We start from the raw sequence: 16749 nt of genomic DNA, 5'->3' as shown, positions 1-16749 counted from the left end.
GTGATGACATGAATGGGCCATTTTGGGTAGACATCTCGCGCAGATGCGTGACAAGCGCCCCCTTGCTGTGGCATCGCTGCCGGAGCTTTTCATTTTCAAATATTTTGGAGCCATGCCCCGCATGTCCCTCGATACGCTGACCCGTGATCCGGTCCTTCCCCGCGAAATACGCACCCAGGCGAGCTGGAAACCCGAGATCAGGCATGACTGGACACGCGACGAAGTGGCGGCCCTGATCGACCTGCCCTTTCCCGAGCTGATCTTCCGCGCCCAGCTGGCCCATCGCGCCTATTTCGACCCGACACGCGTGCAGATCTCGACGCTGCTCTCGATCAAGACGGGCGGTTGCCCTGAAGACTGCGCCTATTGCCCGCAAAGCGCCCTGCACGAAAAAAGTGTGAAGGCCGAGCGTCTGATGGCACTCGAGAAGGTTCTGACCGAAGCCCGCGCTGCCAAGGCCGCTGGTGCCGGTCGCTTCTGCATGGGGGCTGCCTGGCGCTCGCCCAAGGAGCGCGACCTCGAAACGGTCTGCGCCATGATCGAAGGCGTGAAATCCCTCGGTCTCGAAACCTGCGTGACACTTGGCATGCTCGATGGCGAGCAGTCACGCCGCCTGAAAGAGGCTGGTCTCGATTATTACAACCATAATCTCGATACCTCGCCCGAGTATTACGACAAGATCATCACCACCCGCACCTATCAGGACCGTCTCGACACATTGTCCAACGTGCGCGACGCGGGAATCAATGTCTGCTGCGGCGGCATTGTGGGCATGGGTGAAGACGAGAGTGACCGCGCCGGTCTGATCGCCACCCTCGCCTCCCTGCCGCAGCACCCCGAGAGCGTGCCGATCAATCTTCTTGTACGCGTCGAGGGCACGCCCCTTGCCGAGGCGGAAGCCGTCGATCCCATCACCTTCGCCCGCGTCGTGGCTGCCGCGCGCATCACCATGCCCGCCAGCCATGTACGCCTCGCAGCAGGCCGCGAGTTGATGAGCGACGAGGCCCATGCCCTGGTCTTCCTCGCTGGTGCCAATTCGATCTTCTGCGGCGACAAATTGCTGACAACCCCCAACCCTGCCGAGCATCGTGACCGCAAGCTATTGGCCAGTCTCGGCATGAAGCCCATGACGGAAGGGCATTAGGCCCTCCTTCTTACGAAGACTGAGTGCGAAGAAGGCCAGTTCCCCTAGGGACTGGCCTTCTTCGTTGGTGCATGTCGGGGCTCTGCCCCGCACCCAGGAAAGGGGCGAAAGCCCCTTTCATCCCGATCTGGTTTGGAACGGCAGGGAGTTGGTCCTTGCTCCCTCTTTTACGAGAGGCTCGCCCAGCGATTTCGCGCATGCCTTACTCTGAGAGGTCAAACCATGCCGCGAAAATTCTCATTGTCCTGATATCGCAAGCCATACCGTTGCTGCGCTTATGCTTACTAGCGTGGAGAGCTGCTCTCATCGGATGCCTTACGTTTTCTTACCCCAAACCCTTGGACGGCATTTAACAAAAAAGCCAACCCGAAAGTTGGCTTTTGCTCGGATGGGAACATCGCGGTTCCCCCTCCAAAAATGAGGCGCGGTAAGGCACCTCATTCCTCAGATAATCAGAAATCTGCCGTGACCGAGAATTTGAACGTGCGCGGCAGGCCCTGAAGTAGGTAACCACCGAACGCGCTTTCCCAGTAACGGGTGTTGGCAAGGTTATCGACGCCGAGACGGGTCGTGATGGCCTTATGTTCAACAACGAAGCTGTAACGCGCACCCACATCAAAGCGTGTCCAGTTCGGTACGCGCAGCTTGTTGAGATTGTCGGCGTATTGATGACCGGTCTGGATCACACGTCCGGTAAGCGTCGCGCCGCGAATGAACGGCAGGTCATATTCAAGATTACCGTTGATCGTGTAGCCCGGCACGCCGATGGAACGATTGCCGTCATAAAGGCCGCCCGATGTGCGGCGCTGGCTGGCATCAATGATCGACGTGCCGCCATTGAAGCGCAGACCCTTAACGATCTCGCCATTGACGGTGAATTCGATACCCCGATTACGCTGCAATCCGTCTACCGAGAAAATGCTGGTGCTGGTGCCTGCAATAGCAGACGTGTAGGCGTTGGGCTGCTCGATCTGGAAAATCGACACAGCGGTCGAGAACCGGCCGATATCGTATTTCGCCCCGAGTTCGTACTGAACCGTCTGATAGGGAGCGAAAATCTGACCGAGATTGACGACCTGACCACTGGCCTGCGGGCCGGGTGCAAGCCCCTCGATACGATTGAAATAGATTGAGGTCTGTCGCGTGGGGTGCACCACAAGACCGACTACCGGCGTGAACGCGCCCTGATCGTAAGACGTCGTGCTCTTGCCGTAATTATAGGCAACTGTCTTGATCGCCTGATACCGGAAGCCCGCCGTCAGCGCTACGCGGTCATGAAATGCCGAGACAGTATCCGAGAGAAACAGGCTCCACAGACGCGTCGTGTTGTTCTTCTGCGGATTACCGAGATTCCCCCCAATATAAGTCTCGGGCTGTGAGGCATTATAGAGTGTCGGACGATAGATATTAGTGGTCTGTCTCGTCAGCGCGAGGGCATAGGCGGAAGCATTTTCCTCCCACAGGCCAGAACCACCAGCATTGATTTCATGCTTGATGCCGCCCGTGTTGAAATGTGAGCGCAGCCCGGCCTGTGTGCTCTCATTCGTCTGCACATAGGGCACGTACATTGCGCCGTTATAGCCTGCACCGGTCTGGCTGTTGGTCACGTATGTGCTGCCGTAATTGCCCTTTTCGTTGCCACCAAGACCACCGAACTGCGCATAAGCCGTCAGATATTTGCTGAAATCATGCTCCACCTTGAGCTTGCCATAGATGTAGTTGAGTTCAGTATAGGTCCAGGGCTGACCGTAGTTCGCGCCTGCGCCCGGCACTTTCGGCACTGAGGTGACACCGCTCAGGAACACACCACCGCGACCACCATTCACGCCCTGATTTTCATAAGCCATGTCGATGGTTACACGGGTACGGTCGGCACGATCATGCCAGTCGAAGCCACCACCAACGGCCACCTGATGGCGCTTTTCACGATCAATGGCCGCAACACCGCTGCGACCAGCCACATTAATGCGCACGCCGAACTGCTTGTCCTGACCGAAACGGCGCCCAACGTCGACGGCACCGCCGCCCATCGAAGAGCTCGTATAGTCGCCCGTGACACGCGTCAGGGGCGTATCACCCGCATGCTTGAATTCGAGGTTGATATTGCCGCCCTGCGCCGTGCCGCCGGGCGCTGCGCCGTTGAGAAAGGCACTGGCGCCATTAAGAACCTGCACCTGCTCATAAAGCTGGGGCGAAACAAGCTGGCGCGGCGTTATGCCGTACAGCCCGTCAATCGCAACGTCATCGCCGTAGACAGGAAATCCGCGGATAACAAACTGCTCCGAGAAATTGCCATAACCCAGCGTGGTACGCACGGTCGGGTCGTTCATCAGCACTTCGCCCAGCGTCTGTGACTGCTGGTTCAGGATCAAAGCGGAGGTGTAGCTGCGCACGTTGAAGGGCACATCGAGCCCCTTCTTGTTACCCAGAGCACCGAGGTTACCGCCAGACTTGACCTCCATACGGTTCTGGCGCTGCGCCTTCACCTCGATCTGCTCATCCTTCGACAGCTCGCCCACCTGGTGCGACGCAGCCGTCTGTTTCTGGGCATCTTTACCTTGTTTCGATTGCGTCAGTGCTTGAACTGCCGTTTGATCCTGTGCGTGCGCCTCGCAAGCAAAGGCAGCGAACATCATCAGAAGGGCGGAAAACGCGATACGCTTGGAGCGCTTACGCAGGGCGGGCAAGGTAAACGGGGTGGAGCTGTTCAAGAGGGTGATCTCATTGACAAGGGGTAAATGACGCGGTCAAATAGACGCGATTAAGAAACGCTCGCAACTAAACTTTGGCCCGGCTGACGCCCAATCGTCAGGAAAATCAGGCCCTGTTGCACAGGAACCACATGCGAAAGAGTCTCAAGAAGAAACATGACCGAAAGCTGATCCGTGCATGGACCTTGCGGCTCCTTTTCGGCATCGCAATTATCTATCTCGCGTCCATCGGTGTACTCTCACTTTTCCGACGTATGGGCGGCGAGCCTTTCATGAATGTCGGGTTTCTCTGTGCCTTTGCCCTGATGCCCGCCCTTCTCCTTGTAATTTTTTCCATCCCGACCCGCCGAAAGCGAAATATCTTGCCCAGCCTTGCCCTGCTTGCTCCCTGTCTCGGATGGCTGGTCTGATGCGTGACACGCTGCGTATTCGCATGGGGTGGCTGCATGAATGGGTCGGATTTATCGGCGGGCTCATTCTGGTTGTTGTCTTTACAGGGGGCTCTCTCGCCCTGTTCGACACCGAACTCACTCACTGGATGCAGCCAGAGCTCTCACGCTTCCAGCCTGTGCCGCTGAGCGATGACGCGCTCAACCGGATCGGTCGGCTGGCACAGGATCTGCGCAGTCAGGGCGAGAATGCTTTCATCACCCTGCCAACGCCGCGCGACCCAATGCTGCGCATACAATATTTCAACGGGCATGCCTTTATCGGCACGGTCTATAATCCGGTCGATGGCTTTCCCATTCTTACCCGTGAGACCGGAGGCGGGCAGCTCTTTTACGATCTGCACCACTCTCTTTACTATGGCCCCTTCTGGGGGAACATGCTTACAGAAATCGCGGCGATCGGCCTTCTCGTTGCCGTCATTTCGGGGATCATCATCCATTTCCGCAGCATTTTGACCGATCTCCTGCTGTTTCGGCCTTTCGCTTCCAAAACCCGCGCCTGGATGGATGCGCATATTCTGGCTGGCCTGCTGTTCCTGCCCTTCATGGCCATGATGGCCTATACGGGCGCTGTCATTCACGCACCGCGCCTGTTTCCGATGTTCGGCATGGGGCATCATGGCAAGCCCGGACACGAACGACCGGTCAAGTCGCATGGCGCGCAAACCGGTCATGCCGCAGAGAAAGGGCAGGACGCTCCTGCTCTCGCCCCTCTCGCACCGATGCTGCACAAGGCCGAAGCGGTTCTGGGCCAAGACACGGTCGGTCTCGTGATGTTCGAACGCGGCTCTGTGTCGATGACCAAGGCCGATTCAGCGTCATTTGCCCTGACGCGCGACCATGTAACTTTCTCCGAAAAAGACGGCACCCAGATCGCTGTCGTCCGAATTCCGGATAATCTGCATCGCATCGGTGGCGTGCTGCGCGGCCTGCATTTCATACGCTGGGCTCAGTTACCCATGCGTTGGCTCTATTTCATTTCCGGCCTTGTGGGCAGCGTGATGATGTCAGGCGGTCTGATCCTGTTCCTCATGAAACACCGTCCGAAAAAGGCACGGAATTTTCTGTTCCGCCTAGCGGAAACACTGACGATAGCCGTGACGACAGGCCTGCCTCTGGCCTGCCTGTCCTATCTCTGGGCCAATCGTCTCTTCTGGTCGGACCTGCCTGCGCGCGGCGCCCTCGAAATCCGTACCTTTTTCATCGTCTGGGCCCTGTCGCTGCTTCATGCCGCTCTGCGAAGCTTCAGCGCGAGCCCCAAACGCGGCTGGAACGAGCAATGCACGATTTTCGCGGCTTTTGCCCTGACGCTGTTCCCGCTGGATCTGATGACACGCAGTGCAAATGGATTTCTCAATGGTTTCGATGTTTATAAAACGGTCGATCTGACGGCTTTCTGCCTAGGCCTCACCGCAGTTTTCATCCATCGCAGGCTTGTCGCCCTATGATCATCATCTCCATTGCCACCATCTTCTGGGGCATTGCTCTTTTCGCTCACGCGATGCTGCAACCCAAGTTTTTGCGCGTGCAAGGTCTCGCGGCACCGCCACGCCTGCCGTTGCACCTTTGTCGTATCGTACTGCCCGGTCTGGCCGCTTTTTTATGCTGTCAGCTCGATCTAATTTCCGGCGTGCTCGTGTGGTTTGGCTCGGCATCCATCGCGGGGATTTTTGCCTGTGCTTTTGTGACACTCCTGTCCATCAGAGGTACGAAGCCTGACAAAGTAACCGAACGCTCCGCCAAAATCGCCTGACGTCTCCTCCCGAAGCGGGCGATGACCTAGAAAGACGAGGAGGCTGGCCCTGCCCAGCCTCAGGCTTTCTTCCCCGCTTGCGCCCGACTTTCAGCAGCCCGCTGTGCGTAGGCCGCTGCCTTACCCAACTGGCCTGCGCTTCTCGCGGCACTTGCCGCACAATCGAGGCCACGGGCCATACCCCGATAGTCGAGAATATCCCGGCGCAGGGTGATGGCTCTCAGAGCCTGACTCTCGGCTTTGTCGTAAGCCCCTTCGCGCAGGGCAAGACGGGACTCGATTTCAGCACGATCGGCCTGTTCCAGCAGGGGCGGCTTGGCTGAAGCAGGCAGCGCATCGTGAGCTGCCCTCAGAGTATTGATATCTCCCAGCCCGTCAGCGGCCAATCCGGTCAAAAACGCGCGTCGTTCTGTCAGCGCCGTATCGCCGGTGTGGATGCGTGCGCTCGCCTCAAGCGCCGACTGATATTGACCCAGCCGACAATAAGCTGCCATCGCGACAAGCTCCAATTCTGGGCCCGCTATCGCGCTACGCAGTTTCAGGGCCTGATCTGTGCGCGCAACTGTGGCAAGTGCCGCCCTCGCATCGCCCATTCCGAGCTGCGCCACACCCAGATTATAACCGGCATCCCCGATCGCCCCGGCGTCGTCACGTAAAAGAGCACGATCATAGGCCGTCTGGAACTGCGCCTGCGCCTGCTCTGCGCGGGTCATATCGAACGCCTCACGCCCGACATCCATAGCGTTCGCGTAGTCCTGATCGGTGCGTATGCCGCCATGATCCCCCGCGCTACCGCAGGCAGTCAGAACCAGCAAAATGGCTATGGGAATATGCTCCCGATATCTCATGGCTTGATATCTCCTGCGCGCAACTTGCGCGGCGCTGCCTTGCCTGAACTCCCACCCAGAATCCAAAGACTACGCAGCTGATCGGTCAGTTTCTTGAGACTGTTCGCCGTCGCCTGAGCCTGCGTCAAAAGAGCAGGAAGCTGGGCGCTCGCCTCGTTCATATGCGCCATCGTTTCCTTGAGCTGCGGCGTGGCCCTTTTGACGTCATTACTGCTCGAACGCAGATTGCTCATAGTACCTTCGGTCTGTTTCAGTACGCCCGAAACCTGAGCCTCGATCGGCTTCAGGCGCTCGATCGACTCCTGAAGCGACTTGAGAACCTCATCGGCATGGTTGAGCAGCTTGTCATCCATGATAATCCCGCCGACCGATCCCTTGCCTGCGCGAATGGCATTCGTCACCGTCGCGAGATCGGCCATGATTCTGTCGGCGTTATGCAGGCTCGGCATCATGCCAGCGCGAATATCAGCGATCGTCTTCGTAATCATGTCCGCAGGATTGGGCTCGACCGTGGCTTCCAGCTCAGCGAATTCCCAATCCATCGGCGGCCCCTTGCTGCGCTCCAGCTCGATATAACTGGCCCCTGCCACCACAAAACGATGACGGATGATCGCGTGGCTATCCTTGCGGATATAAGGCTCGAACTGCGGGTCGATATCGGCAATCGCATACATATTGCCATGCGGGTTGATCTTCACCGAACGGATCGACCCAATACGGATACCCATCAGCTCGATATCATTGCCCACAGCGAGCCCCGCAATGCCACTTTCGGGCAGATTGAAATGCAGCTTTCCAGAAGGCGTCAGCCAGTCGCGCAGCACGCCAGCCTCGATGATCGCAAAAATGAACAGGCCGAATGTCGCCATCACGAGAATGCCGACCCATTCATCCGCGTAGCGGATACGCATCAGCGGTCGTGAGCGGCCATCGGCCTCGGAATTGGAGCGTACGCGAAACATCACACCACCTGCTTCATTGGCATCAGACCCTCATCCAGCAGCCTGAATCGCTGCGTACCCAAGGCATTATAGCCATGCCAGAGTTCAGGCTCCCGCGAGAACCAGATAACACCGCAGCCACGTTCCCGAGCCGCCGTCAGTTCGGCAAGAAAGGCCGTCATCATATCGGCATTCTCCTGTTCCACAGGGTCTTCCAGCAGGAGCAGACGCGGCTCCCCCAGAAACGCCCTGACGCAGGCCGCCTTCGTGCGATCTGCCGCGCTCAGCCTGCCCGGCGCCAGACTGGGCAACCCCGGCAGCCCGAAGCGCCGGGCCAGTGCCGTTGCTTCATCGATGAGGTCCTGAGTCGGCGTACGCGTGTGATGAAGCTGCTGGACGAGAATATTCAGATCTGTTCCGAAGAGATCGATCCATGCCCCATGCTGCATCACCCGCCCGATCCTGCCACGCAGCGCCCAGGCGCGCGTCTCGGCAAGTTTCTCCCAGTCCAGGCCGAGACACAGCGCATGCCCCGAAACGAGAGGCGTCAGTCCACTGCACAAATCTGCAAAACGCGTTGCCCGCAACGGGTCGCGACAGGCGATCAACATACAATCCCCTGGCATGAGGCGCAGGGAATAAGGAATGGACGCCAGCCCGCTTTCCTCGAAGACAGGCCGTGCCTCGCGGAGTTCTAGCACGGCAGAAAGATCGTCACTCATGCGACAGTAACCCCGAGTACGACATTGACGATCATGATCACCAGGATACCGCGCGCAAAACCACGCGGCAGAAGCGTCGCGAGCGTGTCGGAGCGCGTCGCATCGAGCCCGGTCAACTGGGTGGCAAGGCTGAGCAGAAAACCGCTGATGGTGAGTTTGAGCGGAATACCCAGATAGTCGATCGGCTTCATGGCCCCGACAATATCGTAGAGAAAGGTCCAGAGCGGCATGGTGATGATCGCGTTCATGCGGCACACGCCATACCCTACCGACAGGGCGATCACGCTGAACACCACCCCAAGCGTGAAGGAGGCGAGCATCGTCGCCAGGGTCCGAGGCATCACGAGGGTCAGAAAGGGATCGATACCCTGCGCCTGAAGCGCCCGCAGCTCACCGCCAATGGTAAGTTGTCCGAGCTGGGTCAGGCTCAGCATGGCGCTGCGTCCCAGAAGGATGATACCGACGAGAACCGGCGCAATTTCTCGTACCAGAACAGTCGCGAGAAGCGAGTCGGTCGTATCGGCCATTCCCGCGATACCGAGCCAGTAAATGGCCTGCGCCACAATGCCGAACCCGGTCAGTGCTGCCGTGAAAAGCGTGCTGAACAGGCCGCCCCCCGCTGCCTGTCGCAACGTGCTCTTGAACTCGAAAATGACGGTACGACGCCAGGAAGTGGGGCGACATGCCTCGCGCACTACCCCCCAGCTCGCACCGACGAGCATGAGGGTGAAGCGGAGCTGACGCCGTGTCAGCCCGCCCAGACGCCGCAGAAAACGACGATAGAGAGGAAGCTCTTCTCTCACCGCCTCGCCGCCAGCACATAGGTGTTTGTGATCCCCAGAGCAGGCAGATAGAACATGCCACGCGGCCTGAAGAGATAATAATCACGCAGCAAAGCATGAGCCGCCTCGGAGACCTGGATCGTGCCCGCATCAGGCGCGCTGATCGCCAGTAGTTCCGAAGTCTGGGGGGCTTCACCCCAGACATTGAACACTCCCGGATCGTTGCCGAGCATGGCGCCGAACGCCCGGCCGACATCGAGACCGATACGGAAATTGGGCGTCAGATCGGCATCGGAGAGCGTGATAAGAGCCAGTTCTCGCAACGCAAGCAACGCATCGGCCACACGACGAGCCGCATCTGGGTCGGGCTCCTGCGAGCACCCCCCGATCAGCACGAGGCGGCTGCCCAGCACCTGCGCCGAGAACAGATTCTGGCGCTGGACGACCTCCTGAAATCTCTCCACCAGATCCTGCACGATCGGAATAAGGGCAACATCCTCTTCCGCTGTGGAGTCCTGAAAAAGAACGGTCGCGACCGGCACCATCGCATATTGGCCAGAGGCGAGAAGCTCCGCGCCTTTTTGCGTTGGGGCAGCGATGAAGCCCTCGCTCAGGCGCGTCCTCACAACCGCCGAGTCCTCGCGAGTCTGCGGCTCAGGCTTGTCGATGCGACTTTCGTCCTCGCGCATGGCGGCAAAACGTACAGCGGCAATCTCGGCCACAATAGCAATGATGTGCGACACCGCGTGGGGCCGAATTGCGTCTTCGAGCACGACCATACCAATCACCAGCCCTCGCGCGAGGATGGGCTGGATATAGACGGCTTTCGACCCGATCTGGGTCATCACCATGCGCTGGAAAGTGCGCAGCCCTTCCTGCGTGGCAGCGTGGTCACTCTCGATCACGTCTCCTGCCATCAGAAGCGCAAAGAAGTTCTTCAGGTCACTATGCGACAGCTCCATTCCGGCGCTATGCGCGTCGGTGGAGCGATCATAGGAATCCTCGCAAAGCAGGCGCTCGTCTTCACCGACCGAACGCCACAGCCCGACGCGGCGCGCCTTGGCAAGTTCGGCCAGACGTTGGGTGAGCAACGGAGCATCCTGCTCCGGGTCGAGAAGATTGGGCGTCCCCGCCATCGCATTGAGGGCCTGACTCTCTGCCTTGACCTGCGCCCGCTCGAAGCCGATCTGCCGCCGCAAACGCTCTGTTCGCCGGTTTTGCCGCACAAGAAAACCCGCCAGAAGCCCTGCCAGAACGACAATCACCATCGAGAAAAGCAGCCCTTGCCTCCCTGCTGCGGCGGCAAAAGCGGCAAAGTCGTTTTCGGGAGCATTCAGCAAAAGCACCCAGCCCGGGCGTATCTTGTGCAGCGAGGCCATGATGGTGACGTATTGCGTGTCACGCGCCTTGATGAGATGCACACCGGCGCCATAGATGTGGTACAAAGCCAGAGCCCGGGTGAACACGGGCTGCGTCTGTGGATCGAGCAGCATCTTGTCGAACTGCCAGTTCGCCTTGCGTGCCACGTCCAGCAGGTGATTGCCCGCAATCACGCGTCCTTGCTGATCGACGACAATGGCCTTGCCGCTTTTGCCAATCTTGATCGCCGCCAGAAAATCGGTCAGCCGGTTAAGCGAGATATTGATCGCGAAAACCGCCTGATGTCCGTCAGTGGTGTGCAGCACACTCGCCGCTGTCACGATGAGCTGCTCGGTAGCGACTGTTGGGTAAGGGTCTGACCAGTTCAGGTCCGGATGCTCGAAGGCACCTTTGTACCAGGGTCGCTGACGCGGATCATAGTTCTTCCCCGGCGTATCCTGGACACGGACGAGCTTGCCGTCCTTGTCGTAATACCAGTGCCGGAAGACATTCTTGTCACGCAGTAGATGCACCCATTCCATCCCGTCCGAGATGTCCTTGGGCGCACGATCAATGAACCAGAAGCTGCCGCGATCATCAGCAAGATAGAAACTCTCGACCTGAATGACGTTGCGCAGCATTGAAGCGCCGTAATCGAGAAACACCTTTGGCGGCTCATCCGTGACCGGATCGGTGATGACGTCCCGAGCCACGATGGCCGTTGCAGGAGCGGGCGCGAGATAGTCCGACACTTCCTGGGTAATGTTCTTCTGTTCTTCGCGCAGCAGATCCTGGGAAAGCGCAATCACCCCGCCACGCGTCTTGTGGTAGGAATGAAGCGTCACAACAACGATCACGATAATGACGAGCACAACCCCAAGAATGGGAGCAACAAGCTCGATCAAACGGCGCCTTCTCGTTTCGGCTTCCGGATCAGCCGGATCTATAATCTCGGAAACAGGCAAAAATCACGCCTCCCAGGAACTCCCCTCCTGAGGGGAATGACTTGCGTTGACGACAGAACGTGCGAATAACCGATGCGTCGCGTTACCATCTTCTCTCTTGTTTCCGGGCGCCGCAACCCGCATCTCCCACCAATACTGTCCGAACTGGAGACCTATAATGGCAAGAGCATGGCTTACGGACCGCTCGGTCCTCTCCGTCAGCGGACAAAACAGGGTGAGTTTCCTTCAGGGGCTCGTCTCGAATGACGTGACTCTGGCCAATTCCGACAAACTGATCTGGGCGGGTTTTTTGACGCCACAGGGGCGGTACCTCTCCGATTTCTTCATCTGGCATGAGGCCGAGACCCTTTTTCTCGATGTGCCAGTGGGCCACGCGGCTTTCCTGCGCACCCGGCTCTCACGCTTCCGACTGCGTGCCGATGTGCAGATCGAGGAAACCGACCTCGCCGTGGAGGCGGTCTGGGGCAACGAGAATGCCGGTGACGCGCGAGCCGACCCCAGGCTCGACACTGCAGGTTCACGTCGCATCGCTCACGCTGAAAGCACAGGCAATAACGAGACCCTGAACGCCTATCACACACATCGCCTGAGCCTCGGCCTCACCGATTCCAGCGATTGTGAGAGCGAAAAGACCCTGCTGCTTGAAGCCAGTTTCGACTGGCTGAACGGCATTTCCTTCCAGAAAGGCTGCTATATGGGACAGGAACTCACGGCGCGCACCCATTATCGGGGACTGGTCAAGAAACGCCTCGTGCCCGTACAAAGCGATCGGGCCCTGCCCCCTTCCGGCACGATCCTGATGGATGGGGAACGCGAGATCGGCCAGATGCGCAGCAGTATCGGCACGCATGGCCTTGCCCTTCTTCGGCGTGAATTCTGGGCGAAAGACGTCACGCATGAAGGGCAGACCCTCACCCCCCAACTACCCGACTGGTTCAGAGAAGAGACCCCATGAGCTACTCCCCCCCCGACCGTCAGAGGCTGGACAGCCTTCTCGATACGGTCAAATTCGACAAGGACGGACTAATCGCAGCCATGGCGCAGTCCGCTGAGGCGCCGCATGAAATCCTGATGCTCGCCTGGATGAACCGCGAGGCGCTGGCAGAGACCCTTGAGACAGGGCGGGTCTGCTATTTCTCGCGCAGCCGCAATACGCTGTGGCGCAAGGGGGAAAGCTCGGGTCAGACCCAGCAGCTCGTCTCGGCCCGTCTCGATTGCGATCGTGACGCTGTTCTGCTTCTCGTCCACCAGAAGGGCGTTGCTTGCCATACCGGGCGCCGGAGCTGTTTTTATCACGAGGTCACGCCCGAAGGGCTGCGCGACACCTCCGCCCCGGAGATCTCAGCAGAGGCACTCTACGGCAAAGGCCATTAAACGCGCGTCATCCCCGTTCTGCGGCACCGTCTTTCTTTGCGCTGCGTGACTTCTCGTTCAGAATCCGCAGTACAGCTTCCGCCGCAGCATCGGAGGGCGTGCCGTTATGCTTGTCCGATTTTTCGGGTTTGAGCTGGGCCATGACCGCGTCGAACGCATTTTTCTGCGCTTCTCCCAAAGCCGGATCGGTCAGCAGCGCATAAGCCGAGTCGGCAAGCTGCTCCGGCGTGCAGCGTTCCTGAAGCAGTTCGGGCACGACTTCGCGCCCGGCGAGGAGATTGACCATGGCGACATATTTCACCTTGATCATACGGCGCGCCATGAACGCTGTTACCGGATTGACGCGATAGGCAACAGCCATGGGCACATGAGCCAAGGCAAGTTCGAGCGTCGAGGTGCCCGATTTCGTCAGCGCGGCGCCCGCTGCGGCAAAGGCATCATGCTTGTCATGCAACTCGGTCACGATGATCGGCTTGACCGGCCATTTTGCCACCGCGGCCTTGACCGTCTGGGCGACGAGTGGGGAAAGCGGCAGCACCGGGCATATATCCGGCAGACGTTTCTGCAGCAGAGACAGCATTTTGCCATAAACAGGCAAAAGACGCGGCACTTCCGACCGGCGGCTACCCGGCATCAGAATCAGCACAGGCGCTTGCGCGCTCAGCCCGTGACGCAGCCTGAAGCGCTTTGCATCGCCCTGATCGGCGCCTGATTGCAGCACGGGATGACCAACGAAATCGACCGCGACCCCACGCTCGGCGAACCATTCGACCTCAAAAGGCAGAAGGCAGAGCAGCCTGTCCCAGAGTTCGGGAAAACTGTGTACGCGTTTCTCATGCCAGGCCCAGACCTGAGGGCCGACATAATGGATCTTCGGGACGTTCTGGTCACGCAGTCGCTTGAGAAACCGTAGCGCAAAGCCAGGAGAGTCGATCGTGACGATCATGTCCGGCTGACGCAGCACCACGTCATTGACCGCTTCATTGAGACGCTGGGAAAGCTGCCGGATACGCGGCAACACCTCCACCAGCCCCATGACAGCCAGATCACGCATGGGAAACAGGCTGTTGAGCCCCAGGGCCTCCATACGTGGACCGCCGATTCCGACGAAAATCAGATGAGGATCACGCGCATGAAGGGCCTGCATGAGATGTGCCCCCAGCACATCGCCGCTGGCCTCACCTGCCAGAAGCCAGATGACACGAGGAGCGATGGCTGATTGGGGCATGAGCGTTCAGCGCCTCAGGGTTGCGCCGGTTGCCTTGGCAACAGCAGCGATGATTTTCTCGGAAACGGCCTCGATCTCTTCATCGGTCAGGCTGGCCTTGACCGGTTGGAGCGTCACCTCGATACCGAGCGAACGATGCCCAGCCTCAAGCGGCGCCCCTTCGTAAACATCGAAGAGGCTGACATCGGTAATGAGCGTCCGCTCGGCACCGCGCGCCGCCTTCAGCACAGCCTGTGCTTCGACTCCGGGCGAAACGAGGAAGGCAAAATCGCGCCCGATCGGCTGGAAAGCCGACAGAACCGGTGCCTGACGACGCTTCACCTTGGGCAGCGGCACGGCATCGAGCAAGATCTCGAACGCGACCAACGTTCCGTCGATCCCCATTGCCCGCGTGACACGGGGGTGAAGCTCGCCGAAGAAGCCGAGAACCATTTTCGGCCCCTGACGTACGACACCCGAGCGACCGGGGTGATAATAGCCCGGCGCATCGGCCGTGATGCTCAGGGCCTCGGCGGGAAGCTTGAGCGCCTCCAGCGCCGCCATCAGATCGGCCTTCGTGTCCCAGAGCGTTCTGGCCTGAGCCCGCACACCGGGGCGCCGTGGCGTTTCACCGCCTCGAAGCCCGGCAAGCAGCAGCTTCTGACCATCGGCATGAAAGGACGGTCCAATCTCGAAAAGTGCTGCGTCGGCGAAGCCACGCGCCGCATTGCGCTGCCAGGCGCGCACGAGATTGACCAGAGGCGTCGGGCGCATCTGGTTGAGGTCCGACGCAATCGGGTTCAGCAGGCGCAAACCCTCCGGGGCGCCACCGAACAAAAGCGCATCTTCATGCGAGACGAAAGAGAAACCGACCGTCTCGACAAGGCCACGCATCGCGCAAAGACGACGCAGGTCACCAAGACGCTTCTGTGCTGGCGTCAAAGCAGGGCCAGCGATGGCCGTCTTCTGAGGCAGAGCCTGCGGCGGGATCGAATCCAGACCGTGGATACGCAGCACTTCCTCGATCAGGTCGTTTTCTGCCTCGATCGCGTGGACTGAAGCCGCCGCGCTCTGTGCCTGATTTGGGTCGAGATGCGGCGCCTGATCGAGGGTCACGCCCATTGCCACATCGTTACGCCAGGACGGCACCGCAAAACGGGCACGGGCCTCGTCACGTTCCTTCACCTCGAAGCCGAGATGCTCGAGAATGCGCACAGCTTCATCGGACTCTATCTGCGCCCCACCGAGGCTTTCGAGACGCTCGAAACGCAGCCAGGCCTCACGCTGCCAGTCGGGCACGCTCCCAGCACTTGTGACGTCACTGGCCTCGCCACCGCAAAGCGAGAGAACGAGACGCGTAGCCGCCTCAAGCCCGGAAAGAGCCAGTGCCGGATCGATCCCACGTTCGAAACGCTGCCGCGCATCGGTGTGGACGGCCAGTCGACGCCCGGTCAGTGCGATACGCACGGGGTCGAACAGGGCCGCTTCGATGAACACATCGACAGTCTCATCAGAAACGCCCGTTGCCTCGCCGCCGATCAGCCCGGCCAGAGACTGGACCCCTGCCTGATCGACAATGACGAGATCATCGGTGCCAAGAACGAGGTCGCGCCCGTCAAGCGCGCGGAAGGTCTCACGTGCCGCCCGCGTGAGCGACAGACTCGTTCCGCTGATCTTCGCCGCGTCAAACACATGGAGCGGGCGCCCCAGATCGAAGGTAAGGAAATTGGTGATATCGACCAGCGCGCTGATGGGCTTCAGCCCGATCGATTCCAGCCTCTGGCGCAGCCAGTCGGGGCTCGGGCCGTTCCTGACACCACGCACCAGACGCCCGGCGACGAAGGGACAAGCCGCCTCATACTGAATATTCCATGAAATCGGTGAAGGAAAACGCCCCTCAACCGTGTCCACAAGCCAGGGTTTGAGATGACCGAGGCCGAAAGCCGCCAGATCGCGCGCAATACCGCGCACACTCAGCGCGTCACCACGATTCGGCGTGATCGAGATATCGATCACCGGATCGTCGAGCCTCGCATAATCGGCATAGGCCTGACCGAGCACCACCGTTTCAGGCAACTCGGCAATGCCGTCGGACTCGGCACCAAGGCCCAGTTCGCGCAGCGAGCACAGCATGCCGCCGCTCTCCTGACCGCGAATCTTGCCTGCCTTGATGGTGATGTCGCTGCCGGGAATATAGGTACCCGGTGGGGCGAAGATCACATGCAGCCCGGTGCGCGCGTTCGGCGCGCCGCACACGACCTGCACCTTCTCATAATCGCCCCCTGCCGCCACGGTGCATACCTGAAGACGGTCGGCATCGGGATGACGATGGGCTTCAAGAATTTTCGCCACGCGAAAGCCGCGCAGGCTGTCAGCCGGGTTCTCGACGCTCTCGACCTCAAGGCCGATCGTATTGAGAGCGCTCACGATCTCGTCGAGCGAGGCCGTGAAATCGAGATGCTCACGCAGCCAGGAAAGGGTGAACTTCATGGTT

Annotated in this window: 14 protein-coding genes; 6 read left to right on the top strand and 8 right to left on the bottom strand. The window is 59.5% G+C overall.

The features are described from left to right. The first annotated feature begins 22 nt into the window (after positions 1 to 22). Positions 23 to 1144 carry a biotin synthase BioB gene (bioB, locus tag ABHV46_RS13875; RefSeq protein WP_438381954.1) on the top strand — a complete coding sequence of 374 codons (1122 nt, stop codon included), beginning with the start codon at positions 23 to 25 and terminating at the stop codon, positions 1142 to 1144. A 452-nt stretch (positions 1145 to 1596) separates the two neighbouring features. Here bioB and ABHV46_RS13870 read toward each other — a convergent pair whose 3' ends face one another. Further along, the gene (locus ABHV46_RS13870) at positions 1597 to 3855 is read right to left on the bottom strand and encodes a TonB-dependent receptor (protein WP_438381952.1); all 2259 of its coding nucleotides are present in this window, start codon (positions 3853 to 3855) and stop codon (positions 1597 to 1599) included. Between the two features lie 131 nt (positions 3856 to 3986). Between ABHV46_RS13870 and ABHV46_RS13865 the strand changes: the two genes are divergently transcribed. Genes ABHV46_RS13865 through ABHV46_RS13855 form a run of 3 tightly spaced genes read left to right on the top strand, consistent with a single transcriptional unit; the run spans position 3987 to position 6057 of the window. After that, complete coding sequence (locus tag ABHV46_RS13865; protein WP_438381950.1) at positions 3987 to 4265, top strand: hypothetical protein; 279 nt, start codon at positions 3987 to 3989, stop codon at positions 4263 to 4265. After that, complete coding sequence (locus ABHV46_RS13860) at positions 4265 to 5752, top strand: PepSY-associated TM helix domain-containing protein (protein WP_438381949.1); 1488 nt, start codon at positions 4265 to 4267, stop codon at positions 5750 to 5752. Before ABHV46_RS13865 ends, ABHV46_RS13860 begins: the two co-directional genes overlap by 1 nt. Beyond that, positions 5749 to 6057, top strand: a complete 309-nt coding sequence (locus ABHV46_RS13855; protein ID WP_336946473.1) for a hypothetical protein — start codon at positions 5749 to 5751, stop codon at positions 6055 to 6057. Before ABHV46_RS13860 ends, ABHV46_RS13855 begins: the two co-directional genes overlap by 4 nt. 59 nt (positions 6058 to 6116) lie before the next feature. On the opposite strand, the gene ABHV46_RS13850 is transcribed toward ABHV46_RS13855, so the two are convergent. Genes ABHV46_RS13850 through ABHV46_RS13830 form a run of 5 tightly spaced genes read right to left on the bottom strand, consistent with a single transcriptional unit; the run spans position 6117 to position 11614 of the window. Then, the gene (locus ABHV46_RS13850; RefSeq protein WP_438381948.1) at positions 6117 to 6905 is read right to left on the bottom strand and encodes a hypothetical protein; all 789 of its coding nucleotides are present in this window, start codon (positions 6903 to 6905) and stop codon (positions 6117 to 6119) included. Continuing rightward, complete coding sequence (locus ABHV46_RS13845) at positions 6902 to 7867, bottom strand: MlaD family protein (RefSeq protein WP_438384413.1); 966 nt, start codon at positions 7865 to 7867, stop codon at positions 6902 to 6904. Before ABHV46_RS13845 ends, ABHV46_RS13850 begins: the two co-directional genes overlap by 4 nt. Next, positions 7867 to 8568 carry an ABC transporter ATP-binding protein gene (locus tag ABHV46_RS13840; protein ID WP_336946476.1) on the bottom strand — a complete coding sequence of 234 codons (702 nt, stop codon included), beginning with the start codon at positions 8566 to 8568 and terminating at the stop codon, positions 7867 to 7869. Before ABHV46_RS13840 ends, ABHV46_RS13845 begins: the two co-directional genes overlap by 1 nt. After that, entirely contained in the window at positions 8565 to 9371 is an 807-nt protein-coding gene (locus ABHV46_RS13835) for an MlaE family ABC transporter permease (RefSeq protein ID WP_438381947.1), read from the bottom strand. Before ABHV46_RS13835 ends, ABHV46_RS13840 begins: the two co-directional genes overlap by 4 nt. After that, complete coding sequence (locus ABHV46_RS13830) at positions 9368 to 11614, bottom strand: cache domain-containing protein (RefSeq protein WP_438381945.1); 2247 nt, start codon at positions 11612 to 11614, stop codon at positions 9368 to 9370. The genes ABHV46_RS13835 and ABHV46_RS13830 overlap by 4 nt, the downstream gene beginning before the upstream one ends. 274 nt (positions 11615 to 11888) lie before the next feature. Here ABHV46_RS13830 and ygfZ point away from each other — a divergent pair, with 274 nt between their 5' ends. Together ygfZ and hisI are read left to right on the top strand one after the other, a co-directional pair. Then, positions 11889 to 12629: a CAF17-like 4Fe-4S cluster assembly/insertion protein YgfZ gene (gene ygfZ / locus ABHV46_RS13825; RefSeq protein WP_438381944.1), complete on the top strand. Its 741-nt coding sequence runs from the start codon at positions 11889 to 11891 to the stop codon at positions 12627 to 12629. Beyond that, the gene (gene hisI / locus ABHV46_RS13820; RefSeq protein ID WP_438381943.1) at positions 12626 to 13048 is read left to right on the top strand and encodes a phosphoribosyl-AMP cyclohydrolase; all 423 of its coding nucleotides are present in this window, start codon (positions 12626 to 12628) and stop codon (positions 13046 to 13048) included. The genes ygfZ and hisI overlap by 4 nt, the downstream gene beginning before the upstream one ends. Before the next feature lie 7 nt (positions 13049 to 13055). Here the strand turns inward: hisI and lpxB are convergent, their stop codons facing one another. Continuing rightward, a complete protein-coding gene (gene lpxB, locus ABHV46_RS13815) occupies positions 13056 to 14276 on the bottom strand; it encodes a lipid-A-disaccharide synthase (protein ID WP_438381942.1) in 1221 nt (406 codons plus the stop codon). A 6-nt stretch (positions 14277 to 14282) separates the two neighbouring features. Continuing rightward, entirely contained in the window at positions 14283 to 16745 is a 2463-nt protein-coding gene (gene pheT / locus ABHV46_RS13810; RefSeq protein ID WP_438381941.1) for a phenylalanine--tRNA ligase subunit beta, read from the bottom strand. Positions 16746 to 16749: the final 4 nt, after the last annotated feature.

This window comes from Asaia sp. BMEF1, assembly GCF_051628905.1.
Lineage (GTDB): Bacteria > Pseudomonadota > Alphaproteobacteria > Acetobacterales > Acetobacteraceae > Asaia.
The sequence above is the reverse complement of the archived record's forward strand: the minus strand, read 5'-3'. Positions and strand labels throughout refer to the sequence as shown.